The organism is Sphingomonas caseinilytica (genome assembly GCF_023516455.1).
Classification (GTDB): Bacteria; Pseudomonadota; Alphaproteobacteria; order Sphingomonadales; family Sphingomonadaceae; genus Sphingomicrobium; species Sphingomicrobium caseinilyticum.
Map to the genome: position 1 here is coordinate 306033 of NZ_JAMGBA010000001.1, position 24208 is coordinate 330240.

The 24208-nt window shown below is 62.9% G+C and carries 22 protein-coding genes, 1 tRNA gene and 1 riboswitch; of the genes, 12 read left to right on the forward strand and 11 right to left on the reverse strand.

What is annotated here, in order from left to right; genetic code table 11:
* Window positions 1-36 precede the first annotated feature (36 nt).
* The 3 genes from bamA to fabZ are packed head-to-tail and all read left to right on the forward strand — an operon-like array spanning window position 37 to window position 3847.
* A complete protein-coding gene (gene bamA / locus LZ496_RS01545; protein ID WP_436286444.1) occupies window positions 37-2781 on the forward strand; it encodes an outer membrane protein assembly factor BamA in 2745 nt (914 codons plus the stop codon).
* Complete coding sequence (locus LZ496_RS01550) at window positions 2781-3374, forward strand: OmpH/Skp family outer membrane protein (RefSeq protein WP_249902840.1); 594 nt, start codon at window positions 2781-2783, stop codon at window positions 3372-3374. Before bamA ends, LZ496_RS01550 begins: the two co-directional genes overlap by 1 nt.
* Before the next feature lie 50 nt (window positions 3375-3424).
* On the forward strand, window positions 3425-3847 hold the full coding sequence (fabZ, locus tag LZ496_RS01555) for a 3-hydroxyacyl-ACP dehydratase FabZ (RefSeq protein WP_249903830.1): 423 nt from the start codon (window positions 3425-3427) through the stop codon (window positions 3845-3847).
* On the opposite strand, the gene LZ496_RS01560 is transcribed toward fabZ, so the two are convergent.
* From LZ496_RS01560 to LZ496_RS01575, 4 genes are read right to left on the reverse strand one after another with little or no spacing between them, the layout of a single operon-like run.
* On the reverse strand, window positions 3813-4538 hold the full coding sequence (locus LZ496_RS01560; RefSeq protein ID WP_249902841.1) for an ABC transporter ATP-binding protein: 726 nt from the start codon (window positions 4536-4538) through the stop codon (window positions 3813-3815). The two genes, fabZ and LZ496_RS01560, sit on opposite strands and share 35 nt — an antisense overlap.
* A complete protein-coding gene (locus LZ496_RS01565; protein WP_249902842.1) occupies window positions 4535-5491 on the reverse strand; it encodes a FecCD family ABC transporter permease in 957 nt (318 codons plus the stop codon). The genes LZ496_RS01560 and LZ496_RS01565 overlap by 4 nt, the downstream gene beginning before the upstream one ends.
* Complete coding sequence (locus tag LZ496_RS01570; protein ID WP_249902843.1) at window positions 5488-6234, reverse strand: ABC transporter substrate-binding protein; 747 nt, start codon at window positions 6232-6234, stop codon at window positions 5488-5490. Before LZ496_RS01570 ends, LZ496_RS01565 begins: the two co-directional genes overlap by 4 nt.
* Window positions 6203-8023 (reverse strand): TonB-dependent receptor plug domain-containing protein, encoded by a 1821-nt coding sequence (locus tag LZ496_RS01575; protein ID WP_249902844.1) that lies wholly within the window; start codon window positions 8021-8023, stop codon window positions 6203-6205. Before LZ496_RS01575 ends, LZ496_RS01570 begins: the two co-directional genes overlap by 32 nt.
* Before the next feature lie 95 nt (window positions 8024-8118).
* Window positions 8119-8261, reverse strand: a riboswitch (cobalamin riboswitch).
* Between the two features lie 103 nt (window positions 8262-8364).
* Between LZ496_RS01575 and rpmE the strand changes: the two genes are divergently transcribed.
* The gene (rpmE, locus tag LZ496_RS01580; RefSeq protein ID WP_249902845.1) at window positions 8365-8595 is read left to right on the forward strand and encodes a 50S ribosomal protein L31; all 231 of its coding nucleotides are present in this window, start codon (window positions 8365-8367) and stop codon (window positions 8593-8595) included.
* A 9-nt stretch (window positions 8596-8604) separates the two neighbouring features.
* On the forward strand, window positions 8605-9165 hold the full coding sequence (locus tag LZ496_RS01585) for a GNAT family N-acetyltransferase (RefSeq protein ID WP_249902846.1): 561 nt from the start codon (window positions 8605-8607) through the stop codon (window positions 9163-9165).
* A 151-nt stretch (window positions 9166-9316) separates the two neighbouring features.
* Here the strand turns inward: LZ496_RS01585 and LZ496_RS01590 are convergent, their stop codons facing one another.
* The 4 genes from LZ496_RS01590 to LZ496_RS01605 all read right to left on the reverse strand — a co-directional run bounded on the left by LZ496_RS01590 (window position 9317) and on the right by LZ496_RS01605 (window position 15337).
* Window positions 9317-11230 carry a DUF2207 domain-containing protein gene (locus LZ496_RS01590; protein WP_249902847.1) on the reverse strand — a complete coding sequence of 638 codons (1914 nt, stop codon included), beginning with the start codon at window positions 11228-11230 and terminating at the stop codon, window positions 9317-9319.
* 4 nt (window positions 11231-11234) lie between these two features.
* On the reverse strand, window positions 11235-11795 hold the full coding sequence (locus tag LZ496_RS01595) for a LemA family protein (protein WP_249902848.1): 561 nt from the start codon (window positions 11793-11795) through the stop codon (window positions 11235-11237).
* A gap of 133 nt (window positions 11796-11928) precedes the next feature.
* Window positions 11929-13119 carry an acyl-CoA dehydrogenase gene (locus tag LZ496_RS01600; protein ID WP_249902849.1) on the reverse strand — a complete coding sequence of 397 codons (1191 nt, stop codon included), beginning with the start codon at window positions 13117-13119 and terminating at the stop codon, window positions 11929-11931.
* A 46-nt stretch (window positions 13120-13165) separates the two neighbouring features.
* The gene (locus LZ496_RS01605; protein ID WP_249902850.1) at window positions 13166-15337 is read right to left on the reverse strand and encodes a TonB-dependent receptor plug domain-containing protein; all 2172 of its coding nucleotides are present in this window, start codon (window positions 15335-15337) and stop codon (window positions 13166-13168) included.
* A 179-nt stretch (window positions 15338-15516) separates the two neighbouring features.
* Here LZ496_RS01605 and LZ496_RS01610 point away from each other — a divergent pair, with 179 nt between their 5' ends.
* Window positions 15517-15783 (forward strand): hypothetical protein, encoded by a 267-nt coding sequence (locus tag LZ496_RS01610; RefSeq protein WP_249902851.1) that lies wholly within the window; start codon window positions 15517-15519, stop codon window positions 15781-15783.
* Between the two features lie 15 nt (window positions 15784-15798).
* On the opposite strand, the gene LZ496_RS01615 is transcribed toward LZ496_RS01610, so the two are convergent.
* Entirely contained in the window at window positions 15799-17556 is a 1758-nt protein-coding gene (locus tag LZ496_RS01615) for a TIR domain-containing protein (protein ID WP_249902852.1), read from the reverse strand.
* A 68-nt stretch (window positions 17557-17624) separates the two neighbouring features.
* Window positions 17625-18701, reverse strand: coding sequence for an alpha/beta fold hydrolase (locus LZ496_RS01620; protein WP_249902853.1), 1077 nt, complete (start codon window positions 18699-18701; stop codon window positions 17625-17627).
* A 247-nt stretch (window positions 18702-18948) separates the two neighbouring features.
* Between LZ496_RS01620 and LZ496_RS01625 the strand changes: the two genes are divergently transcribed.
* Complete coding sequence (locus LZ496_RS01625) at window positions 18949-19212, forward strand: hypothetical protein (protein ID WP_249902854.1); 264 nt, start codon at window positions 18949-18951, stop codon at window positions 19210-19212.
* A gap of 118 nt (window positions 19213-19330) precedes the next feature.
* Window positions 19331-19987, forward strand: coding sequence for a hypothetical protein (locus LZ496_RS01630; protein ID WP_249902855.1), 657 nt, complete (start codon window positions 19331-19333; stop codon window positions 19985-19987).
* Window positions 19988-19991: 4 nt separating this feature from the next.
* Here LZ496_RS01630 and LZ496_RS01635 read toward each other — a convergent pair.
* A tRNA-Ser gene (locus tag LZ496_RS01635) sits at window positions 19992-20079 on the reverse strand.
* A 153-nt stretch (window positions 20080-20232) separates the two neighbouring features.
* Between LZ496_RS01635 and LZ496_RS01640 the strand changes: the two genes are divergently transcribed.
* From LZ496_RS01640 to LZ496_RS01655, 4 genes are all read left to right on the forward strand, one after another.
* Window positions 20233-21336, forward strand: a complete 1104-nt coding sequence (locus LZ496_RS01640) for a lytic murein transglycosylase (protein WP_249902856.1) — start codon at window positions 20233-20235, stop codon at window positions 21334-21336.
* Between the two features lie 70 nt (window positions 21337-21406).
* Window positions 21407-22582, forward strand: a complete 1176-nt coding sequence (locus tag LZ496_RS01645; RefSeq protein WP_249902857.1) for a D-alanyl-D-alanine carboxypeptidase family protein — start codon at window positions 21407-21409, stop codon at window positions 22580-22582.
* A 9-nt stretch (window positions 22583-22591) separates the two neighbouring features.
* Complete coding sequence (gene tmk / locus LZ496_RS01650; protein WP_249902858.1) at window positions 22592-23221, forward strand: dTMP kinase; 630 nt, start codon at window positions 22592-22594, stop codon at window positions 23219-23221.
* The gene (locus tag LZ496_RS01655; RefSeq protein ID WP_249902859.1) at window positions 23218-24183 is read left to right on the forward strand and encodes a DNA polymerase III subunit delta'; all 966 of its coding nucleotides are present in this window, start codon (window positions 23218-23220) and stop codon (window positions 24181-24183) included. The genes tmk and LZ496_RS01655 overlap by 4 nt, the downstream gene beginning before the upstream one ends.
* The last annotated feature ends 25 nt before the right edge of the window (window positions 24184-24208 follow it).

Consider the following 24208-nt stretch of genomic DNA (forward strand, 5'->3'; position numbering starts at 1 on the left):
GGCAGCGGGTCGCTCAGCAACAGTAGGCGGGGAAGCGTGAGTTCCAGCAGCACTCAATTTACCAAGCGGATGGCCGGCGTATTGTTGGTCGGGACGGTCATCGGCGGTTGGACCTCGCCTGCCTGGGCGCAAGAGGCGCAACCGGCACCGGCACAGCAGCCTCCCGCGACGCAGCCGCCGGCGACTCAGCCGGCGCCTACCGCACCTGTGGCTACCGCCGCGGTTGAAGGCGTTATCCGATCCATTCGCGTCGCGGGCTCAGAGCGATTGGAGCCCGAAACGGTTCGTAGCTATGCGAACCTCAGTCCCGGGCAGGAGTATAACGCCGAGACGCTCGATCAGGCGTTGAAGGACCTGTACGCGACCGAACTGTTCGCCGACGTTGTGATCACAGGAGCCGACACCGGCAATCTGGTCATCACCGTGCGCGAGAACCCGGTGATCAACCGCATTGTCCTGGAGGGCAATAAGCGGATCAAGAACGACAAGATCACGCCGGAAATCAAGCTTGCTCCGCGGCAGATCTACACGCGTTCCAAGGTCCGCGCGGACGTGGACCGGATTATCGAACTGTACCGGCGCCAGGGCCGGTTTGCCGCCACGGTCGAGCCGAAGATCGTGGAACTGGACCAGAACCGAGTCGACCTGATCTTCGAGATTACCGAAGGCGACAAGTCCAAGGTCCAGGCGATCAACATCATCGGCAACGAAGAATATTCCGATGGCCGGCTCCGGAAGGAAATGTTCACCAAGGAAGCGGGCGGCCTCCTGGGCTTCTTCAAGTCGAACGACAGTTACGACCCGGATCGCCTCGCCGCTGACCAGCAGAAGCTCCGCGCCTTCTATCTGACTGAGGGATATGCGGATTTCCGCGTTGTTTCTGCATTGGCCGAACTGACGCCGGACCGCCGGGACTTCATCATTACATATGTCATCGAAGAAGGTCCGCGCTTCAAATTCGGAACCGTCGACGCGGAAAGCGAACTTCGGGATTTCGACGCCGAATATGTAAAATCGCTACTCAAGATGAAACCGGGCGACTGGTTCAACGCGAAGCTGGTTGAGGATACGGTGACGGGCCTCAATGAGGTTGCCGGCGCTCGTGGCTACGCCTTTGCTGACGTCTCGCCGAACTTCGAGCGCGATGCCGAAGCCAAGACGATGAGCATCACGTTCCAGGTTGGAGAAACGCCGCGCGTCTACGTCGAGCGAATCAATATCCAAGGCAACACGGTGACCCGCGACAAGGTCATCCGCCGCGAATTCCGTTTGAATGAGGGCGATGCGTTCAATGCGTTCAAGGTCAAGCGAAGCCAGGACCGCATCCAGAACCTTGGTTTCTTCCAGGAGAATCTTGAGATCAAGCAGGTCCAGGGTTCGCAGAACGATCGTGTCGTCCTGAACCTTGACGTCGAGGAAAAATCGACTGGCGAACTCCAGTTGTCGGCTGGCTATTCGAGCCTTGAGAAATTTATCATTTCCAGTTCGATCGCGCAGCGCAACTTCATGGGCAAGGGCCAGATCCTGCAGGCAGGCGTAAACTGGTCACGCTATTCGCGGGGCGTTTCGGCGGGCTTCACTGAGCCTTACCTCTTCGACAAGAACATCCTGCTTGGCGGCGAGCTATTCTACCGCGACTTCAACTCGTTCGTTTATGACGAGAACGACGACCGCGATGAAACCTATGGGCAGAAATCTCTGGGTGGCGTCCTCCGCCTGGGCTTCCCGGTCACCGAATATGTCACCTTCGGCACTCGCTATTCGCTTATCCAGGACGATATCACGCTCGACGAGGACATCTATTTCACCAATCCCGCCGACCCCGACGGCGATGGTCCGCTGCCGGATCCGCCTGCTTTCTGCGATCCGTTGAAGGCCGGTCGTTATCTTTGCGATGAGCTTGGCAAGAATCTGACGTCGGCGATCGGCGCGACGGTGGCATTCGACAATACGAATGGGATACGCGCGACGCGCGGTCATCGGATTATCGCAAGCCAGGACTTCGCCGGGCTTGGCGGCGACGTGAAATATCTGCGCAGCCGCCTCGATGCGACCAAATATTGGGGTCTGCCGGCCGGATTCGTGCTCTCAGTGCACGGAGAAGGCGGCTACATCCACCCGCTGGAAGACGCGGAAAATCCGGACCAGGATGCCGTCCGCCTGACGGATCGCTTCTTCGGCCCCACCATGCGCGGCTTCGACATTCGCGGCATTGGCCCGCGCGTCGTGCGCTTGCCCTATATCGCCGGGGATCCTGCAACCGGGGCGCCGGTTGTCGACGAAGACGCCGATTTCCTGCTCAGCGACGCGCTGGGTGGCCGTGCCTACTACATGGGACGTATCGAAGTTGAGTTTCCGACCAGCTCGTCGCTCCGCAGCATGGGGCTGAGGCCGTCGGCGTTCGTAGACATCGGTTCGGTGTTCAAGCTGAAGCAGCCCGATCTCGTCAATTTCCCAGGCAGCTGCACCGGCGACGACGGATCTGACGAGGGCACTCTTCCGGATTCGATCACGCTCAACCCGCTGGTCGATGGACAAACCTGCCTTCAGGCCGCCACGGCACAGGGCAAGACCAACCCAAGTAGTTTCGTCTATAATTCGGGATCCGGCTTCAGGGAGCTGTTCCTGGGGAACTCGGCAAAGCCGCGTCTTTCGGTCGGCATCGGCGTCAATTGGGTGTCGCCGTTCGGCCCGCTGCGTATCGATATCGCCAAGGCTCTGATGAAGCAGGATGGCGATGAAACCAAATTGTTCTCATTCAACGTAGGAACCCAATTCTAATGAAGACTCGTATTGCTGCCGCCCTTATCGCGGCTACTGCCCTTGCTGCTCCGGCGATGGCGCAGCGCGCACCTGCTACGGTTGCCATCGTGATCAACACCGATCGCATCTACCGCGATTGCAACGCCTGCCGGACCGCGCAGACCCAGCTGCAGTCCCAGGTTACCGCACTCCGTACCCGTCAGCAGACGCTGGAAGGCCAGCTTCGCCCTGAAGGCCAGGCGATCCAGACGGCTGTAAACGCACTGGCTGGTAAGCAGCCCGACGCGGCGCTTCAGAACCGCGTGAAGGCGTTCCAGCAAAAGCAGGACCAGGCCAATCAGGAACTGCAACGCGGCCAGCAGAACATCCAGTCGATCCAGGCGAACGTCGTTCGCCAGATCAACGAGCGGCTTCAGCCGGTGATCAACCAGGTCATGACCCAGAAGGGCGCGAACCTAGCCGTCGACGAGGGTTCGACCCTGGCTCATTCACAGGCGACGGACGCCACCAACGACGTTCTGGCCGCGCTGAACACTGCACTGCCCGCGGTCAGCCTGACGCCGCTTCCGCAGCAGGCTCAGCCGCAGCAGCAGACCCCGCAGGGTCGGTGAGCGAGGAATCGCCTAAAGCCGCCATTGGCCCGCTAGATATCAAGCGGGTGATGGCGGCCCTGCCGCATCGCTATCCGATGCTGCTGGTTGACCGCGTCGAGCAAATTGTCCCCGACCAGTCGATCACTGCCATCAAGGCGGTGAGCATGAATGAGGAGTTCTTCCAGGGGCACTTCCCTGGTCGGCCGATCATGCCCGGCGTGCTCCAGGTTGAGGCTTTGGCGCAGGCTGCGGGCGTGTTGGCCGTGGAAAGCCTGGGTCTCGCTGGGTCGGGCAAGCTGGTCTATTTCATGTCGATCGATGGCGTGAAGTTCAGGAAGCCCGTTGAGCCGGGTTGCCTGCTTCGACTGGAAGTCGAGTTCATTCAGAAGCGCTCGCGGGTTTGCAAGTTCGCTGGTCGTGCAATGCTCGATGGCGAAATAGCCACCGAGTGCGAATTCACGGCAATGATCGCGGATCCGCCGGCTTCCTGATTGCCCATCGGCCATTTGCCGAACTGATCCGGAATATTTCTTCGAAGCGCTCGCTAGCCACCAGCTTAGCGGGCGTTTCGTCCATCTGGATTCGGCCGTCGGCGATCAGCAGTGCTCGGCTAAATCGGTCGAGTTGAGAAAGATCGTGCAACGCTGCGAGCACCATATGGCCGGCCTCTGCAGCGGCTTCAAAGATCTCAAGAAAGTGGAGGACCCAGTAGGGGTCGAGGTTCGATAGCGGCTCGTCGAGTAGGAGTAGCTTCGGATTTCCTACAAGCGCCCTGGCCGCCAGGACCCGGGCCCGCTCTCCGGTCGACAATTGGTTGACCGGTCGGTCGGCCAGCCGGCCCAGCTCGAACAGCGACACCATTTCCTCGATGCGCTTCTCGTCATCGCGGTCGAGGCCGAGCCTGATGACGTCACGGGCCGAGATCGGCCAGGTCACATCGCGCGAGGCGGGGAGGAAGGAGAGCAGCTGCCGCCGGCGCGCCATCGGTGCTTCGTCGATATCCTCGCCATCGACGGCCACGACACCAGAAGCGCCCTCGATGCGGGCCAGAGCGCGGAGCAGGCTGGTCTTGCCGCCGCCGTTAGGGCCGATCAGCGCCACCAGCTCGCCGGCCTGGACGTCCAGCGCTGTCGGGTGAAGGCGGTTATGTATCGCCAGGTCGCGGGCGGACAGCAGGGTCATGCCGTGACCCTCCGGCGCATTGTCACGACGAGCCACAGGAAGAGCGGCGTACCGAACAGGGCGGTTATGACCCCGACGGGGATTGGCCGATCCAGCGGTATGGCGCGGACGACCAGGTCGGCGATCGTCAGAAGCAGCGCCCCGATGAGGGCCGAAGGGACGAGTGCTTTACCCGGATGGCCGCGGGAGACCTGGCGGCCGAATACGGGCGCGACCAGTCCGACAAAGCCGATCGCGCCGGCGACGGCTACGCAGGCGCCGACGGCAATCGCGGACAAGGCGATGATCTCCATCGCCAATCGCCGGGGCCGAATCCCCAGCGACGCGGCGACGTCGTCGCCTAGTGCGATGAGGTCGAGCGCTCGTGAGCGCCTGAGAAGAAGCAGCGTGGCAATGCCTGCGGGGACTAGTGCCGCAACAGCCTGGGACATGCTGCGGTCGGTGAAGCTGCCCATCAGCCAGTCGAAAGCGTCGTAGAAGGCGAAGGGCGAGGGGGCGAGGGCGAGGGCGAGGCTGGTCGCAGCGCCCGCTGCGAGTGCAATAGCGAGGCCGGCGAGCAGGAGGGTGGCGGTATCGGCCTTGCGACCTGCCAGCGTGACGAGGAGCGCCAATGTCCCAAGAGCGCCGGCCGCGCCGCAGGCGGCGAGTAGCAGGGGTTGGGTCAGGCCGAGCCAATAGCCGCCCACGACCGCGCCCAGCGCAGCTCCGCTCGATGCGCCGCTGATATCCGGCGAGGCGAGAGGATTGGCGAAGATCGCCTGCAATGCCGCTCCGCTGACGCCTAGCGCCGCGCCATAGCCGAGAACTAGCATCGTTCTTGGCAGCCGCAACTCGATCAGGATCAGGTCGGCCAGGCCGGGATCGATCGCCTGGGCCTCGCGCAAGGGCGTCAGCGGCAAGAGCAGGTGCGCCGCAGCGCCCAGAACCAGCAAGGCGACGAGGAGCAATCTCACAACATTCTCCTCAGGCGCTCGACCTCGCCCAGCATCAGGGGGCCCGCGCAGGTCCAAGGGCGGCCGTCGACTTCCACGATGCGAGAGGATTTGGGGCGGGCGAGGGGATGTTCGAGCCAGGTCTGGCCGATGGATCGTTCGGAACGGCGGTAGGTAGATCGAAGCAAGATCTGCGGCGGGCGAGTTGCTAGCAGTTCCAGGCTTGCCCGACCGGCTGGAAGCGAGCGCTGCCTTAGGCCGGCTAGCCGCATCCATTCGGCCTCCACCGATTGGGCGCCGACGCTGTTGCCGCCAGCACCGAGGAAAATTGCGTCCTTTTCAGTGTGGCCCGTGCGACGCAGGCCCGCCAGGCGCCGGTTCCACGCTTCAGCACGGCGTGGTTCGCCGAGCGCCGCCGCGACCGTCGACAAGTTTCGCGCGACATCGTCAATTGTCATGGGGAAGGGGAGGTCGACAGTCTTGAGGCCCATGCGCTGGGCGATGACGGACGTCGATCGCCCGCCACCACCCATGGTTAGCAACAGGTTGGGCCGTGTTTTTAGCGCGCTTTCGAGATCGCCGCGGTTGCCGGGATAGCGCTGGCCCAACCGCCAAAGGCTGCTGTCAGCCGGGTCTCTCGACAACCGGCTGACGCTTGCGATCTCGTCGGGCTTGGCGAGCAGCAGCAGATATTCGTCGGCGCACATGTTGAGCGACGCGACGCGAAGGGTGCTAGCCGCCAATAGCGAAGCGAAGCCCGGCATGGATGCTCCTTCCCTCCGTCCGGTAGCCGAACACGTCCTGATAATCGTCGTCGAAGGCATTGGCGACGCGAAGATGGATCTCGACGGGATCGGCGACCCGATAGGCGATGCGGGCGCTAGCGAGCCAATAGGGGTCGAGCTTCACCAAGGCCGACGGGATGATGTCGAAGTTGGTGTCGGTTCGTTCGCCGGTGTAGGCGATCGCGGCGCCATAAGTGAAACGGCGGGATGTGCCGTCGATCGCGACGCTGCCGCTATGCTTGGGGCGCCGCTGCTCCTTCAGCTGGGCATCGTCCACATCTGGCTCGCTCGCGTCGAGCCAAGCATAGTTTACGGTTAGTCGCAGCGCATCGGAGTGTTGATAAAAGCCTTCCAGTTCAACGCCCAGCCGCTTGCTCTTACCATCGGCATTCTCCGTCGTTGACGAGAAATCGGGCAGGAAGACCGTGGCGATCTCATCCTTCAAACGCTGATGGAAATAAGTGACCGACCCGCCGAACCGATCGGCCGAATAGCGGAGCGAGATCTCGCCGCCACGGCTCGATTCCGGCTTCAGGTCTGGATTGCCGGTGAAGGTGGGCGGGAAGAAGCCGAACAGGTCGAAGAAGCTGGGCTGGGCAATGCCTTCGCCAAAGCTGCCGGCAAGCGCGAATCCTTGGCCGAGTTCGGCCCTCAGCGCAGCGCGATAGGTGGTGGCGTCCTTGAATTCGGAGAAGATGTCGTGGCGAACCGCGACATTGGCGCTGACCGGGCCAAGATCCTGCGCCGACCATTCGAGCGCTATGGATTCGTGGTGACGGGACTGGTCCTGGTGAGGGAAGTCGCCACGGACCTTGAAGGTCTCTCGCTCGCTTTCGACAGCGGCGATCAGCTGGTGCTTGCCGAACCGATGGCCGCCCTCCAGCCCGATGGTACGGCGCTTTGCTGAGGTACGGTTCAGCGGGTCCTCATCGACATAGTTACGGTTGGAGGAGCCGAGCAGGCTGGCCGAGCCGATGGCGTAGCTTCTGTCCCGATTGCCGGCCTCGAGGAACAGTCGGCCTGCGGCCATGCGGTTCTTGCTGTTGTCGAGCGTGTCGGTGTGCGGGAATGGGAAGGTGCCGGAGATGCCGTCGAATTCGCTTTCCGCCCATTGCGCGAACCCGGACCCGCCGATGAGGAAGTTCGGATCGATCCTATAGCGGCCAGAGCCCCGAAGCCCAACGTTGCTGTAGCCGTCCCTGTCGCCGTCCCCGGCGACGCTGTTGATGCCGTTGCTGGTTTGTCCGGCAACGCCCAGCGAAATACTCCGATCGGCATCGCCGGCTTCGGTCCTTGCGGCGCCGCGCCAGGTGGCATGACTGCCGCCTTCGGCAAATGCCTGGGTGCCGCCAGAGCCTGGGGCGGCTCCCGTGACGGCGACAACGCCGCCGATCGCTTCCGATCCCCAGAGTGCCGATTGCGGGCCGCGCACGACTTCGATCTTGCTGGCGAGGTCGGCATTCAAAAGCTCGAAGCGCGGCTCATTGCCTGACGCGGGGTCGTTGGCGCGGATTCCCTCCACAAACAACAATGTGTGATTGGCCTCGGCGCCCCGAATGCGCACCTGGGTCAGCGATCCGGCGGGGCCGCTGACGGCAACGGCCACGGACGGAACCAGCCGGAGCAGGTCGGGGACGAGCGGCGAACCGATGCGTTCGATCCGTTTCGCATCGATGAGGGTAGCGCTGGCAGGCGTTTTGTCGGCGGTTTCTTCGGCGCGCGAGGCGGTAACGACAATCGCGGGCGGTTCTACTGGTAGATCAATCACTTCAAGTCCTTCCGTTCCATGACAAGTCGTCACGGAGGGAAGGACCATGATGTCGTTGGCCTCACCCACGTCCCAAGGCTGGTCCCGGCCAAGGAAACGGACGACGGGCCAAGGCGGGTATCTGACTACGCTCGGCCCGAAGCCGAGATCACAGTTGCGGGCACAGTGCCGGATGTTCGCCGGCTTCCCCCTTCGCCCGCGGCATTACACCGCGGGAACCCTGGTCGCTGGGGCGCGAACTGCGCTGGCGTGCCGCAACTTGTCAAGCACAGCGGCTTAAGCTAGTGGCGCCGCTCACCTTTTCAGGCTGGTCGGAACCAGCCACTTACAAGGAATTGATCATGAAGAGCGGGACGCACCCCGATTATCACTTCATCACGGTCGAAATGACCGACGGCACCAAGTACCAGACCCGGTCGACTTGGGGCAAGGAAGGCGACACGCTGCACCTTGAAATCGATCCCACCGCCCACCCGGCCTGGACCGGCGGTCGCGGCCAGATGCTCGATACCGGTGGCCAGGTCGCGCGCTTCAACAAGCGCTTCGGCGGTCTTTCGCTCGGCAAGAAGTAAGTGGGACGGGTGAAGAGCCCGTTTCATCTTCCTCCCGACATCAAAGGGTCTGTCGCTCCCACGCTTGTGACGGAGCGGCTGACCCTTCGTCATGTCCGGCCTTCGGACATCCATTATTTCGAGGAAACGCACGCCGATCCTGAAGTCATGCGCTTCGTCGGCGGCGCGGTAAGCCGCGAGGACGCCTGGCGCCGGGCAATGACCGGGGCGGGGTTCTGGGGCGTGCTCGGGATCGGCCTGTGGGCCGTCGAACAGCAGGCGGACGGCGAAACCATCGGCCATGTCGGCTTCTTCGACTTCCAGCGGGACATGGAGCCGTCCATCGCGGGCGAGCCGGAGATGGGGTGGATCTTCAGTCCCAAGGCGCAGGGCAAAGGCTATGCGTCCGAAGCCGGCAGGGCCGCGCTCAAGTGGTTCGATGCCACGGTTGGCCCACTGTCGGTGCCGGCGATCATCGACCTGGAAAATACACCGTCCATGAAACTCGCCGAACGGCTAGGGTTCGAGCGGCAGGCCGATGCGACGTACCGGGATGCGCAGATCGGGTTTTTCCGGCGGCCTGCGAAATAATTCGGGCTAACTCCGTTCTTTAACCGTTCATCCTGAGGAGGGATTGAGAAAGCGAAGCGCATCGAAAGACCGTCTCGAAGGGCCATCCTTCGAGACGCCGCTTCGACAGGCTCAGCGGCTCCTCAGGACGAACGGGATGGCGTTCGCGGGTTTACCACCCGCCGCCGCCGCCTCCGCCTCCGCCGCCGCCAGACGATCCGCCTCCGCCGGAGCCGCTGGAGGAACCAGGGGCCGTCGATGCGGAGCTGACCGAGCTGACCAGTGACGATCCGATATTGTCGACGAAGCCGCCCGTGTCGTTCCAGGGGTTGGACGAACCGGAATACCAGGCGAAGCCCTGGCTTGCGCCCGGTGCGGCGGCGGCGGCGGCCAGCAAGCCGGTGTAGCGGTCGGCCCAGCGGTTCTCGACGTCCAGCGCGATCGCATAGGGCAAATAGCGTTCGAACAGCTGCAGCGTGTCCTCCGGCGCCTGCATGCGGTCGAGCCGGTCGCGCTCGGTGATCGACAGATATTGTTTGAAGCCGGCGATGCGATCGAGAACGCCGCGCCCTTCTTTTGTCGGCGCCGACATCCAGAAAGTGCTGCTGAACACAAAGGGTAGTCCGATGAGCGGGATCGCCAGTGGCAGCCAGTTTCCGGTGGTCAGCGCCTGGGGAATGAGCGGTACGCCGAGCGCGACGCCTGCACCGCCAAATGCCAGCGCCAGCAGATGAAGCAGGCAGCGGCCGCTGGACTTATCCTTTGGCGCGGCGTGAAAAATCAGGGCGCCGATCGCCATGCCCGAAGCTGACAGCAGGACCAGAAGCTGGTTTCCGGCGCCTTCGGCCAGGACCACGGATGCCGCGGCCAACCAGAGCGCGGCGATGAAGATCACGAAGGCGGCGCCGATCCAGCCGTAATTTCGGAGGAACAGCTTGCCGTCATAGGCCTCGGCATAGCGATCGCCGAGCGCCTTGATCGCGGATGAAAAGGTGGCGTGGTTCTTCTGTTCCATCACCAGCGAATCGTTGGGACCGACGAGAAGGTTGAGCGATGCCTGTTCGGGCGCCGCAAGCGGTGTTGCGCCAGGCATGTCGTAGCGTTCGATACGGCGCTGGTTGCCGCTGAACCAGCCGCCTTCCTCTTCCACCAGCCGGACGTGGCCCTTCACGGCGGCATCGACCAATGCCGCCGCGAAGGCACAATTGTCGAAATGCTGATTGACAATGTAGCGCATGGCCGCCGGGGTCAGCTCGTCGGGCGGGGAGAAGAGCGGAACGATGGTTCCGGCGCGCGGGTCTCGTCCGGCCTTGCGCCACGCATAGAAGAGATATCCCAGCACGGCGGCGAGGCCGAGTGTGCCGACCAGTGGCGGTCCCCAATCGGAAAGGAACCAGCCCATCCGGTCGGTTTCGGTGGGCGCGGTCACGACGTCCTTGGGAAAGGCAACTGCGACGGTCAGCCCTTCGTGCGAATATAGGGGACGCGTTGTGTCGAACCGGATCTTCCCGGGTTCCTCCTCGGTCACTCGAGCAGCGCTGTCCGTCGAGCCTTGCGAGCCGGTGTAGGCGGCGCGCTGGCCGAAACGGGCGGGCGAGGGGAGGGTGACGGTCGCCGAGGCCCGATCGATCGGGAAGTCCCAGCCGTTGCCGGTGGCGTTCCAATAGAGCTCGTCATAGCCGTCGAACCGGCCGATCATCCGGCTGGCGCGGTAGCGGATGGTGTAGATATGCTCGCCGGGAGAAACGGTGCGATCGGCGCTGCCGATCTTGATGCGGACGCCGTTGGTCAGCGTTTCGAGCTTGTTGGGCTCCACTTGCCCATCGAGCCAGGTGTCGGTGAGATCGAAATCGACTTTCACCCTGCGGCCGCCGGTCGCCCGATATTTGGTCGGGAAGTCGCGGTAGATGCCGTGATTGATCCGGACATTCTCGACCCGGACGTGGATGGTCTCCGTGACGTCGAGCGTGCCGTCGCGGCCGACGGCGATATTGCTGTCGAAACGGAGGATCCGTTCTTCCGCCGCCGCTTCGCGAGGAAGCAGCAGCGAGGCCAGCGCGGCGAGCGCGACGATCAATAGCCGCATCGGGCTAGGGCCGCTGGAATTCGACCTTGGGCGCGCTCTGGATCGCCGGATCGGCGTCCTCATAATAGGGCTCTTCCTTGAACCCCATCGGCGATGCGAACAGCATGTCGGGGAAGGAGAAGATGCGGGTGTTCAGGTCCCGCGCGGTGGCGTTGTAGTAGCGGCGGGCCGACTGGAGTTCCGTCTCGAGGCTGCTGAGCTCGCCCTGCAATTCGCGGAAATTGGCGTCGGCCTTCAGCTCTGGATAGGCCTCGGCGACCGCGAACAGGCGACCAAGCATCGCCGTCATGGCATTATCGGCCTGGGCGGTCGCGGCGACGCTGCCGGCGTTCATCGCATCGGTGCGATGGGCGGTTACCTGGTCAAGCGTTTCGCGCTCGTGCGTCGCATAGCCCTTTACGGTTTCGACCAGGTTGGGGACGAGGTCGGCGCGGCGGCGAAGCTGGACGGTGATTCCGCTGAAGCCTTCGTGCACCAGAGCGCGAAGGCGAACCAGGCGGTTGTAGACCCCCACTGCGTAAACCAGCAGCAGGACGACGGCAGCAAGGAAGATCCAAAGGCCCATGACGTGTGTTCCCCCCGATAGGACAGGGGGAACATAGTGAAGGCTCGGGCTACCCGCTAGCCGTCATTGCGAGGAGCGAAGCGACGCGGCAATCCAACTGGATTGCTTCGCTCCGCTCGCAATGACGACGAGCTTAGAAAGCCGGAATTCCGGTGATGGCGCGGCCGAGGATCAGCGCATGGACGTCATGCGTGCCCTCATAGGTGTTGACCGTTTCAAGGTTGGCGGCGTGGCGCATCACCTGGAACTCGGCACTGATGCCGTTGCCGCCATGCATGTCGCGGGCGATGCGGGCGATGTCGAGCGCCTTGCCGCAATTGTTGCGCTTGATGAGGCTGATCGCTTCGGGGATGAGCTCGCCTGCTTCAAGACGGCGACCGACGCGAAGCGCGGCCTGAAGGCCGAGGGTGATCTCGGTGACCATGTTGGCAAGCTTCAGCTGGACGAGCTGGTTGGCGGCCAACGGACGGCCGAACTGCTTGCGGTCCAGCGTGTACTGGCGGGCGGTGGCATAGCATGCCTCGGCCGCGCCCATGCTGCCCCAGCCGATGCCGTAGCGGGCGCGATTGAGGCAGCCGAACGGACCTTTCAGGCCCTGTACGTTGGGGAGAAGGGCGTCCTCGCCGACCTCGACTTCGTCCATGACGATCTCGCCGGTGATCGAGGCGCGAAGCGAGAGCTTCTCCTTGATCTTGGGGGCGGAGAGGCCGGGCATACCCTTTTCGAGGACGAAGCCGCGGATCGCGCCGCCATGTTCCTCCGACTTCGCCCAGACGACGAACACGTCGGCGATGGGTGAGTTGGTGATCCACATCTTGGTGCCGCTGAGCTTGTAGCCGTTGGCGGTCTTCTGGGCGCGGGTGCGCATTCCGCCAGGGTCGGAACCGGCGTCGGGCTCAGTGAGGCCGAAGCAGCCGACCAGCTCGCCCTTGGCGAGGCCGGGGAGGTACTTCTTGCGCTGCTCCTCCGAGCCGTAGGCGTGGATCGGGTGCATGACGAGCGAGCTCTGCACCGACATGGCCGAGCGATACCCGCTGTCGACGCGTTCGACTTCGCGGGCGATGAGGCCGTAGCTGACGTAGCCTAGGCCAGCGCCGCCATAGACTTCAGGGATCGTCGCGCCGAGGAGGCCGAGGCCACCCATTTCGCGGAGGATTTCGCGATCGAAATTCTCGTTCAAATAGGCTTCGGTGACGCGCGGCTGGAGATTGTCCTGGGCGTAGGCCGAAGCCGTGTCGCGGACCATCCGCTCTTCGTCGGTCAGCTGGTGGTTGAGGTCGAACGGATCGGCCCAGTCGAACGGCAGGATGGCAGGCTCGCCCACTTGTTTCTCCAAAGGAATGAAGCGTGTGGGCCGCCCTTTAGCGGCGCTATGCGGCTGGCGCCACCCCGCTGCCGCTGCCGCCGAAGGTCTGCTTCAGGGTGAGGCCGAAGTTGAGGTGGCGGTTGCGCTCGCGGAACTCGTCGATGACGGTAGTCGGCGTAGCTCGGTTCGGGCGGAAAATGGTGCGGTGGCGATTGCCGGACGTGTCCAGCGCATTGTCGAGGTCGAGCGTGATCGTCGTGCCGTTGCGCGGCCGATATTCGACGAATGCCGTGCCAAATGGCCCGCCGTTGAAGTTCACGTCATATTCGTCGGTCCGATAGAAAGTGAAGCGCTGCCGGTCGCTGACAGTGAAACCGTAGGACCATTGGCCGATGTCATGCCGAACTTCGGCATTCCACTGCCATTCGGGAAAGAAGTCCGACCAGTTGCGTGGCTCGCCGGAGATCGGATCGTCGACGCGGGTGCGCTGCAGCGTACCGTCCAGTTTTACGCGCAGACCCTTGAGGCCGATCTTGGCGAGCGGTGCATCGAGCGTCAGCGTCGCGAAAGCGCGCTTGCCGGTGCCCAGATTGCCCGGTGCGTCGAAACATTCGGTCGGATCCTCAATATCGCAGATCAGGATGCGATCCTGGAGGTCGTTGACCAGGTCGTAGCCGATGTCGAGTTTGGCAAGGCCATCGCCAAGCAGCGGATGATTGACCGTGCCGCGGAACTGCCAGGTCTGTTGCGGGACGAGGTTGGTATTGCCGCCATTGACGCGGTCGGTGCTGAGTTCGGCCGAGCTGATGAAGTCGTAGAAATTGAGCTGGGCGACGACGCGCTTGGCCGAGACCTGCGCATGCCAGCCACTCGGGGCCTTCCAGTCCAAGGTCAGGCTGGGCTTCCAGAATTTGAGCGGGTCGCGATCCTGATCGACGTCGCCACGGACCGAGATTTTGGAATATTCGTAGGTGAGGCCGGCATCGAGGCGGATCGTACTGGACAGCTGCCGGCCGACATTGATGAAAGGCTCTGCACGCTTCTCCTTGACCCTGGCCTGATCGACGGGAAGGTTGATGCGCACCGGCTCGCCGCCTTCGAGGAACTCGAATAGCTGCACATCCTGGTCGAGGGTGTTGAGCGCGAATTCCGAGCCCGTTTCGACCGAGAAGCCGGCGACATTCGACTTGCTCCACGTCAGGCGAAGAATGGATTCGTTGCGCTGGGCGTCCTGCAGCTGTTCGAAGCCGCCGAGGATGTCGGTGCCGCCTTCGCTCCGGAAGCGATAGCGTTCCGACCAGTCGCGCTTGCGGCGAGTGGCAAGGCCCACCAGCTTGATCGCACCGCCGGCCAGTGGACGCGTGATGTCGCCGCCAAGCTCGAACACCGGGCTTTCGAAATCCTGGACCAGGTCGTCGTCACGCTCCGGACCGACCGCCGGTGTCACATGATTGTCCTGTGTCAAATAGAAGCTGCCGGGCGACCAGCGCGTGTTGACGTGGATAGACTTGTCGCTGGCCTGTTCGAACGCCCAGTTGGCTGAGATGAACGGGTTGAAGTCGCGGTAGCTGTTATGCTTGCGGCGATGCTCGATGAAGGCACCGGTTTCGGGATCGGTCAGGAGATCCGTACCTTCTTCAAGGTTCAGGACGTTGCTGGTGCCGGCCGACAGGTTGATGCTGTGCTCTCCGCGCCGGATGATCGCGGAAGCGGAGAGGTCGGGAACGATCCGGCCAGTGTAGAGGCGGCGGATGGAGCCGGTGACATTGCCGTCGATCCCGCTCACCTCGGACAGGATCACGTTCAAAACCTGGCTGCGGGTCGCATATTCCGCGCCGTAAATCGTGCCCGGGCCGATCTCGACCCGCACGACCTGGCCTGCGGGGATGTTTCTAAGGACGGACGTCAGGCTTTCCGACTTGCTGCTGGGGCGCTGGCCATTGATGACCACATTGCCGGCGGCCTGCGCGAAACCGCGAACTTCTACGTCTCCGAGATCGAGGTTGAAGCCGGGAACCAGCCGGGCGATGTCGAGTGCCGTCTGTGGCGCCGATGGAGCGAAGAACGCAGCGCTATAAGTAGTGGTACGCGTTATCTCGGTGCCCGGTGCGCCTGCGACCGGGGCCTGCGCCTCCTGCGTTTCGGTCTCCGGCGCTTCGGAGTCCTGGGCATATGCTGGACTGGCAATGGCGGCCGATAGTGCAAACAAACTAAGGCTCGAAAGGCCGCGACGCATGGAAATTTCCCCGATTGATACTGTTTCGCCGCCGCCTACGCTTACAAATGTAGTTGAGGGAGCGGCGTTCGACCAATCGACGAACGGTTCTGCCAGTGCGTAAGTCGATTTCCTGATGCTACCGATACCGGGGATGTGGCATGGTAGCGCTGATCGATGCCGCGTTCCCGGAGGAATAAATGGCCGTCAAACTATGGATGCCGGTGGTAGTGGCGCTCTTTGCGCCCGATCTTGCGGCGGCCGCCCAAGATCCGGCTCCGCCCGGGAAAGACACCAAGATTTGCAGGGAAGCCAAGCAGAAAACCGGCAGTCGCGTTCGAACCGGTCCGAAATGCCGAACCGCCGAGGAATGGCGGAAGGAAGACGAAGAACGAAGCCGGATGCCCTTGTCGGCGACGATTACCGAAGGGCAGCCAGACGGCCCGACCCGGCCGCGTCCTCAATAGAGCTTTTGAACCGGTTTATCCGGCCGCAATTGCCTCAAGGCGCACATGGGCATCGGAAACCATCGTCTTGAATCTTGGTAGCTCCCGTAGTGCATCGAGGTCGGGGTCGATCGCCGCGTGGCGAAGGAACGCCAAGCTGTCGAGGCGCTCGAAGAACTGTTCTAGCAGGTCCATTGCCCCATCCAGATCGGCATTGCGGAAAGTCAGGCCGCAGGCGGCGTTGTACATGACCCACAGATTGTCGGGATCGAGCAAGAGCGCGCGCTGAACCCAGTCCTTGCCCCTGTCGACTTCGCCCAGCATCATCAGCGAGCTCGCACCCGCGGCGAGGGCGGCTCCATTCGCCGGATCCTTGGCCGCGGCCGCCTCTGCGCGCGACAATGTGCGTCGTGCGGCATCCAGTGCAGCTGCCTCGTCGCCGATCCCGTCGTAACAGGTGATCAGCATCGAGACGCTGTGGAAATCGGTGGGCATCAGTTCCGCGGCTTTTTCAAAGTAGCGGATCGCGTCGCCCATTCGATCGCGCCGGAACATGAGCCGAGCAGCCTCGCGGTTCACCTCCCAGGATTCAGATCCTAACCGAAGCGCTTCGCCAAGCTGCCGGTCGGCTTCGTCGTGGCGGCCCTGCTGTTCCAGGTCCCTGACCTTGACGCAGTATGGCTCCGCCAGTCTTTTATTGAGTTCCAGCGCACGATCGGCGGCGGGGAGGGGATCCTCGTCCTTGCCATGCCAGAACCTAAGTTCAGCCTGGGCCAGCGCCATCAGTGCCCAGGCCTCCGCATAGTCGGGATCGAATGCCACAGCCTGCTTGCAGATACGGACTACAGTTTCGTCGCGGCGGCTGTTGCCCCAGGTTCCCCAAATCCATTGCTGGCGAGCCATGAGGTAGAGGTTGTAGGCATCAACGCGATCCGTGCCCCGTGCCTCGATCGCCTGCTCCTCTTCCGGCAGCAGCTTGACCTTCAGTGATTCAACAATGGCCTTCGAAATCTCATCCTGGATTTCGAAGATGTCGGTGAGGTCGCGATCGTAGCGGTCGGCCCAATGGTGATCGCCCGCTTTTCCATCGATCAGCTGAGCGGTGATGCGGACACGGTTGCCAGATTTGCGAACGCTGCCTTCCAGCACGAAGGCGACACCGAGCTGTTCGGCGACATCCTTCACGTCAACCGACTGCCCCTTGAAGGTGAAGGCGGTATTGCGAGCCACGACTGACAGGGCCGAAACCTTCGACAAGTCAGTGATGATGTCTTCGGTAATGCCGTCGCTAAAATATTCCTGTTCCGGATCGCCGCTCATGTTCGCGAACGGCAGCACGCAAACCGAAGGGCGGCTTGGCTTGGACTTCGATGCCGGTTTGGCCTCCGCGGCGGCGGGTTTTGCGCCGTTGCCCTTCTGCGCAATTCCCTCGAGGAGCGTGCTCAGAGCGGGCGGATCGGCGCGACCATCCCAACTGCCGAAATCGATCGACTGGAACTGCCGGAATCCCAGCGGCGGCTTTTCCGCGCCCATGATGACGGGAAGCAAGCGCCCGGAATCGCGCCCTTCTGCAGCTTCATCCTGCACCCAGGGAGATTCGACCGAGGTCTTCGTCCAAAGAACGACAACGGCGTCGGCATTCTTCAACTCGCGATCGATTTCCGTGGCGAAGCGAGAACCACCCTGGATCTGATGGTCCCACCAGACCTGATGACCGGCACGTTCGATTGCGGCTGCGAGCTGCTTCGCGGCGGCTGCGTCATCACGGGCGTAGCTTAAGAAAACTCGCGCCACCGGCACCCCTAACAAAATGTAAACAGCTTTTGCGACGAAGTGGTGCGTCGTTGCAAGCCCCGGAGAGCTTAATTCGTCCTGGCCAATAGCCGCACAAGATCATCCTTCCAGAATTTCGCCCAGGTGTGGGTCCCATGGCCGCGCGTGTCGTCGGTTTCGGCGATCATCCGGAACTGGGCGTTCGGCATCCGCTTCACCGCCTCACCGGGGACATTGAGGTTTCGAGGATTGATGAAGTCGTCAGCCGAGTTGATCCACATGACGGGAGCGGTCATCGACTCCAGCTTCGGCCAGGGATTGTAGTTCCGCGACGATTCAAGCTGGTAGATCAGGTCATTGGCATCGAGCGCGGCCAGGGCCGTCGAGACCCGTTCTTCGGCAAAGGTGCCGGCAGCTTGCCGGGTTGGGTATTGCGCCTGATAGTTGAGGGGTGCGGCGCCGGCGACGAAGAGAAGGCTCTGCGCGGTTCGCAGGCCCAGCGTGGGTTGCGCCGTGTAGGCACCGCTCTGCCAGGCCGGATCGGACTTGATTCCGTTGATCGCCAATTGGCGCCACATCCGGTTCAGCCCGGCGATCTCGATCGGTTCGCAGGCCATCGGCATCAAGGCGCGCGCAAAATTCGGGTGCGTCTCCCCCCATACGAAGGCGTGCATGCAGCCCATCGACGTCCCAAAGATCAGGCGAAGGCGGTTGACTTCAAGCTCCTTCAGCATCAGCCGCTGGGCCTCGACCATGTCGTCATAGTCATATTTGGGGAATTGCATCTTGAGGCCGTCCGACGGCTTCGACGATTTCCCATGGCCGATATTGTCCGGAAGGATGATCCAGTAGCGGCTGATGTCCAGCGGCTGGCCGGGCCCATAAAGCTCGCCCGCGAACTGCGGCCTCAGAAATTGTTGCCCAGTGCCGCCAGTGCCGTGAAGCACCATGACCGCATTATCGATCTCGCCCGCCGCATTTCGGTGCGGCTTCCCCAAGGTCGTGTAGTGCATGTTGAGGCGAGGCAGGGTCTCGCCGGAGCGAAACTTGAAGTTGACGAGGGAGACGTCGCCTTCCTGCGCCGGCCAAGTGACGGCAGTTGGAGCCGCGGCAGGAGCGGGGGTCGAAGCAGGCTGAAGCGCAAGCGCCGCAAGAAACAGGAACATCGTTGGCCTCCAATCGGGTTACCCGGAATATGACCGTTGCCCGGCGATTGGGAAGTGCCGATGTGGAATGGGCGAGGTTTCCATCGAGATTGGAACAATTCCCCGGTTTTCTCAGTATTTTTGCCAACTGCGTTACACAAAAAGTGGCGATAGGAGTGATGCTCCCGGCTCTGAATTGCCGGGCCATCATCGCGTTTGAGGAAAGCTTGTTCGGGCTCGATCAAGCTCAAGCCAGAGGAGTGGAAATATGCGAAAGGGCATTGCCACAACCACATTGATCCTGTTGGGCGGACTTAGCCTAAGCGCCTGTGCCACGACCGATTATGTCGATGAACGGATCGCGGCAGTGAACGCGCGCATCGATGCGCTCGAAACGCGTGTGAATGAAAATGCGGCAGCAGCTCAGGCAGCATCGGCGCAGGCCCAGACAAACAGCCAGAGGATCGACCAGCTGACAGGCCGCGTGGACGGCCTTGAGCAGCGCATGGCGACAAGGGCGCCGCGCAACTAGGGTTAACCGTTGACCGCGAAGCAAAGAGGCAACCTGGGCCAGCGCATCGCGTTATTCGGTCGGGAACTGTCGGAGAGTTTAGTTGGCTAGGCGCAATCGCGTTCTTCTGCCGTTAGCAGTGGTGACTCTTTTGGGCGGTGCTTTGCCACTGGCAGCGGCGCAATCCGAGGAACGGTCCGGTGTCGTTCACACCAACTCGGTGGAAGCGCTTCAGCTGGCCAGTTGGGTGACGGCGTCGCGGGACAATGACGACCGGCCATTCATCGTAATCGACAAGGTCACGGCCGAGGTGCTGATCTTCGATTCGACCGGCGTGCTCCAGGGAATAACGCCGGCGTTGCTGGGAATTGCCAAGGGCGACGATGCGACACCGGGGATTGGCGACAAGGAGCTGAGCGAAATCGGGCCGGCAGAGAAGACCACGCCGGCGGGGCGGTTCTTCGCGCGGCTTGGACCCGCCAAGGGCGACCAGACAGTGCTTTGGGTCGATTTCAACACGTCTGTTGCGCTGCACGCCGTCGTCACAAAGAACCCAAGCGAGCACCGGTTAGAACGCCTGGAATCCCCCACACCCAGCGATAATCGGATCACCTTCGGATGCATCAATGTGCCGGCGACATTCTTTGAGGAGGTGGTCAGGCCGATTTTCGGTGGCGGCGGCGGGATGGTCTATATCCTGCCGGAATCGAAGTTCCTGATCGAAGTGTTCCCTGCCTTCGACATGTTTGCGCCGCCAATCGAGCGCACCGCGCAAACGATTCCAGTGGACGGCTGAGCGCTGGCGGATGGGGTGGGATTCGAACCCACGGACGCTTGCACGTCGCCGGTTTTCAAGACCGGTGCCTTAAACCGCTCGGCCACCCATCCATCTGCCCGGCGGTCATCCGGGCTTCAGCTTCGCCCGCCTAGGCGACGGCGATGGGCTGTGCAAGGCACGGGATGAATGCGATGGGCGCTGCGGGTGTCCCCGGTTACGTTGGCCCGGTTAGCCTGACAACAAGAACCCCGTAAGGAGGCGGAATGCGAGTTGCTCTGACGTTGGCCGTGTTGATTTTTGGAACCAGCGCCAGCGCCCAGGTGGATCCGCTGGCGCCCTTGCCGGCTGCGCCACCGCAACCCGTTGTCCAGCAAGCCGCGCAGCCCGTTGCGGCATCCTCGGCCACAAGTTCGCAGATGGGTTTCGCGGCCTACAAGCAGCGGCTGTCCAGCCTGGCCCGTTCGGCCGGCGTTCGCGAGGCGACGATCCAGTCGGTCATCCCCTATCTGTCGCTCAACAGCAGCGCGATTCGGCTCGACCGGGCCCAGCCGGGGCAGATCAACAACCCCAATGCCACGCCGCCCTTCGCACCCTATCGCAGGAAGCATGTGACAAGCGACCTGATCCGGCGCGGCGCAGCGAAATATCGCGAGCATTATTCGCGCCTGATGCAGATCGAGCAGCGCATGGGCGTTCCCGCTTCGGTCATCCTCGGCATCTACGGCAAGGAAACCAGCTACGGGCGGATCACGGGCAATTTCGATGTGCCCGACGTGCTTGCGAGCCTCGCCTATGAGGGTCGCCGCCGGGACCTGTTCGAAAGCGAGTTCGTCGCGGCATTGAAGCTGATCGACCTTGGCTATTCGCGTTCGAGGCTTCGCGGAAGCTGGGCGGGCGCGATGGGCTATCCGCAGTTCATGCCATCGGTGGTGCTGCGCTTGAGAGCAGACGGCGACGGCGACGGCTATGCCGATATCTGGCGGAGCGAGGACGATGCCTTCGCGTCGATTGGAAACTATCTGCGCGATGCTGGATGGAAGGCAGGAATGCTGTGGGGCGTTCCCGTTCGGGTGCCCAGTGGCTTCAATCGAGCAGCGGTACGAAATCCGGTGACTTCAACCGAATGCCCTCGGGTGCACGCACGGCACAGCCGCCCCATGACGATGGCACAATGGCGCGCACTGGGAGTGGTCCCGGTCAGCCGGTCGCACCGCGAAACCGACATGGCGACCTTGATTGAGCCCGACGGCCCCGGAGAAACCGCCTATCTGGTGACCGACAATTACCGGGCGATCCTCAAATATAATTGCTCCAACTTCTATGCCTTGTCTGTCCTGCTGCTTGCCGATGGAATTATCGGCCGTTGAGGCGCTGACAGGGGCGGAAGGGCACCTTAAAGACGGGTGGTCCAACATTCACCGGAGTCGTTACCGCGTCATGATTCGTGCCTCACTGCTCGCCACCGTCTCCCTTGCCCTGGTTGCCGGCGCTGCCCCGGCCAAGGCTCCGCCATTCGAGACACCTGCCCAGGTCGCCTATCTCATCGATCTGTCGTCTGGCGCCGTCCTGCTCGCAAAGGATGCCGATCGGCGGATGCCGCCGGCGTCGATGGCCAAGATGATGACCACCAATGTGGCCTTCGAGCTGATCAAGAAGGGCGACCTGAAGCTCGACAAGATGTGCACGGTACGTCCGGAAACCTGGCAAAAGTGGCACGGCCCGCAAGCCGGATCGACGATGTTCCTGTCGCCGAACGAGCAGGTCAGCGTCGAGAATTTGCTTCACGGAATCGTGACCCTGTCGGGCAATGATGCTTCGGTAGTGCTCGCGGAGTGCATTGCCGGTACCGAGGAAGCCTTTGCCAACGTCATGAACGAGAATGCCAAGCGGCTGGGTTTGACCGGCAGCAACTTCGGCAATTCCAACGGCTGGCCGGACGAGGGCAGGACCTATGTCACCGCGCGAGACCTCGCTGCGCTGGCCCGGGCCGAGATCGAGAACCATCCGGACCTCTACAAGAAGTTCTACAGCCAGACGAGCTTCACCTGGGGCAAGACGCTGGGCAGCGGCGCCGACATCACCCAGGCCAATCGCAACCCTCTGCTCGGCCGAGTGCCGGGCGCGGACGGGCTGAAGACCGGCCACACTGACGAGGCGGGCTATGGCTTCACCGGGTCGGCCGACCAGAACGGCCGCCGCCTCATCATGGTCGTTGCCGGGCTCGGCAGCTTCAACCAGCGGATCGAGGAATCGGTGAAGCTGATGCAGTGGGGCTTCAACGCCTGGCAGTCGAAGTCGCTGTACAAGGCCGGCACGACCGTTGGCAGCGCCAAGGTACAGTTGGGCGGCGATGACGAGGTGGCGCTGGTGGCGCCGCGCGATCTTGCCATCACCATTCCCGCGGGCGTGCTGTCCAAGGTCACCTCGACCAAGATCCGCTACCAGGGACCGCTCAAGGCGCCGATCGCCAAGGGCCAGCATATCGCCGACCTGGTGGTGACGACCACGGAGGGTGAGCAGGTGACGCCGCTGGTCGCGGCCGAAGCGGTCGAGGAAGCGGGTTTCTTCGCGCGTGCGTGGATCGGGCTGAAGCAGCTCCTCGGGATGGCCTGATCGATCGAAATGGCGCGGGGGCGGTTCATTTCGCTTGAGGGCGGCGAGGGGGCCGGGAAGTCCACTCAACTGGCGGCGTTGGCCGAGGCGCTCCGGGGTCGCGGGCTGACGGTCATCGTGACTCGTGAGCCGGGCGGCAGCCCCGGCGCCGAAGCCATTCGCAAGCTGTTGCTGGAAGGCGAGGAGACGCGGTGGAATGCCCGCGCCGAGGCGCTGCTATTCGCCGCAGCCAGGTCCGACCATATCGAAAAGACCATCCAGCCGGCACTCGATCGCGGCGAATGGGTGCTGAGCGACCGTTTCCTCGACAGCAGCCTTGCCTATCAGGGCGAAGCCGGCGGGTTGGGCATCGAGGCGGTGCGCGATCTCCATCGCTTCGGCAGTCTCGATTTCCTGCCGGACCGTACGTTGGTCCTGACACTCGATGAGTCCGAAGGTGCGCTGCGCGCCCGGGCAAGGGACGGGCATCTGGGGGATCGGATCGGATCGCGGCCGCCAAGCTATCACGCGGCAGTCGATGCCGGGTTTCGCGCGATGGCCGAAAAGGAGCCCGAACGGGTCAAGCTGATCGACGCCAGCGGCACGCCGGAAACGGTGACGGCGCGGCTGCTCTACGCGCTGGGCGACCTGCTCCCATGATCGTGGGGCAGGATCGGGCGGTCGAGGCCTTCACCAATGCATGGCGGACGCAGCGGCTGCATCACGGCTGGCTGCTGACAGGGCCAAAGGGCGTGGGGAAGGCGACGTTCGCCAAGGCAGCCGCGACCCGGGTGCTGGCGGAAGCCGCCGGGCCTCCGGTTGACCTGTCGGGGCTGGAAACGCCCGCCGATCATCCGATGGCGCGATTGCTCGCGGCGGGAAGCCATCCGGATTTCCGCCTGCTGGAGCGTCTCGAACGGCCGACCGGCGGACTTGCCCGCAATATCAGCGTCGATCAGGTGCGGTCGCTGGGTGAGCTGTTGGCGGTGACGCCGTCGATGAGCCCTTGGCGCGCGATCGTCATCGACGCGGCCGACGATCTGGAGGCTTCGGCCGCCAGCGCGCTGCTCAAGATGCTGGAGGAGCCGCCGGCCAATACGCTGTTCTTCCTAATCAGCCATGCGCCAGGCCGATTGCTTCCAACCATACGCTCGCGCTGCCGTCGTCTGGACTTTGCCAGGATCGGCGATGACGCCATGACGTCATTGCTAAGCCGTTCATTGCCAGAGGAAAATTCCGCGGAGCTTGGTCGGTTGATCGAGTTTGCCAATGGATCGATCGGGCGTGCCCTGGCGATTGCCGAGCTGGATCTTGCGCCGCTGGAAAGCGAGGCGCTCGCTATACTGCGCCAGGGAGACGCCGATAATGCGCGGCGGTCGAAACTCGCCTCCGCTCTTGGCCCAAAGGGCGCGGCTGAGCGCTATGCGGCTTTCCTTGATCTGGTGCCGGGACTGATTGCGACTGAAGCCGCGGCATTGACTGGTCAAGCTCGGGGCCGGGCATTGGACGCTTACACCAAGGTCCGGGAGACGGCGGCGTTGGCGCCCCGCCTGTCGCTGGATCCTGCGGCCACGGTTTTCCAGATCGGAACGATCCTCGCCTCGGTTGCCTTGAAGGACTAAGGCAGGGCCGCTAGTGGCATCGGCA

Coding starts and splice junctions, on each gene's coding strand:
- LZ496_RS01610 (WP_249902851.1), top strand. CDS start 15,517: ATGGCCGTCAAACTATGGATGCCGGTGGTAGTGGCGCTCTTTGCGCCC.
- LZ496_RS01645 (WP_249902857.1), top strand. CDS start 21,407: ATGATTCGTGCCTCACTGCTCGCCACCGTCTCCCTTGCCCTGGTTGCC.
- tmk (WP_249902858.1), top strand. CDS start 22,592: ATGGCGCGGGGGCGGTTCATTTCGCTTGAGGGCGGCGAGGGGGCCGGG.
- LZ496_RS01550 (WP_249902840.1), top strand. CDS start 2,781: ATGAAGACTCGTATTGCTGCCGCCCTTATCGCGGCTACTGCCCTTGCT.
- LZ496_RS01595 (WP_249902848.1), bottom strand. CDS start 11,795: ATGGGCCTTTGGATCTTCCTTGCTGCCGTCGTCCTGCTGCTGGTTTAC.
- LZ496_RS01640 (WP_249902856.1), top strand. CDS start 20,233: ATGCGAGTTGCTCTGACGTTGGCCGTGTTGATTTTTGGAACCAGCGCC.
- fabZ (WP_249903830.1), top strand. CDS start 3,425: ATGGCGGCCCTGCCGCATCGCTATCCGATGCTGCTGGTTGACCGCGTC.
- LZ496_RS01560 (WP_249902841.1), bottom strand. CDS start 4,538: ATGACCCTGCTGTCCGCCCGCGACCTGGCGATACATAACCGCCTTCAC.
- LZ496_RS01590 (WP_249902847.1), bottom strand. CDS start 11,230: ATGCGGCTATTGATCGTCGCGCTCGCCGCGCTGGCCTCGCTGCTGCTT.
- LZ496_RS01570 (WP_249902843.1), bottom strand. CDS start 6,234: ATGCCGGGCTTCGCTTCGCTATTGGCGGCTAGCACCCTTCGCGTCGCG.
- LZ496_RS01620 (WP_249902853.1), bottom strand. CDS start 18,701: ATGTTCCTGTTTCTTGCGGCGCTTGCGCTTCAGCCTGCTTCGACCCCC.
- rpmE (WP_249902845.1), top strand. CDS start 8,365: ATGAAGAGCGGGACGCACCCCGATTATCACTTCATCACGGTCGAAATG.
- LZ496_RS01605 (WP_249902850.1), bottom strand. CDS start 15,337: ATGCGTCGCGGCCTTTCGAGCCTTAGTTTGTTTGCACTATCGGCCGCC.
- LZ496_RS01625 (WP_249902854.1), top strand. CDS start 18,949: ATGCGAAAGGGCATTGCCACAACCACATTGATCCTGTTGGGCGGACTT.
- LZ496_RS01655 (WP_249902859.1), top strand. CDS start 23,218: ATGATCGTGGGGCAGGATCGGGCGGTCGAGGCCTTCACCAATGCATGG.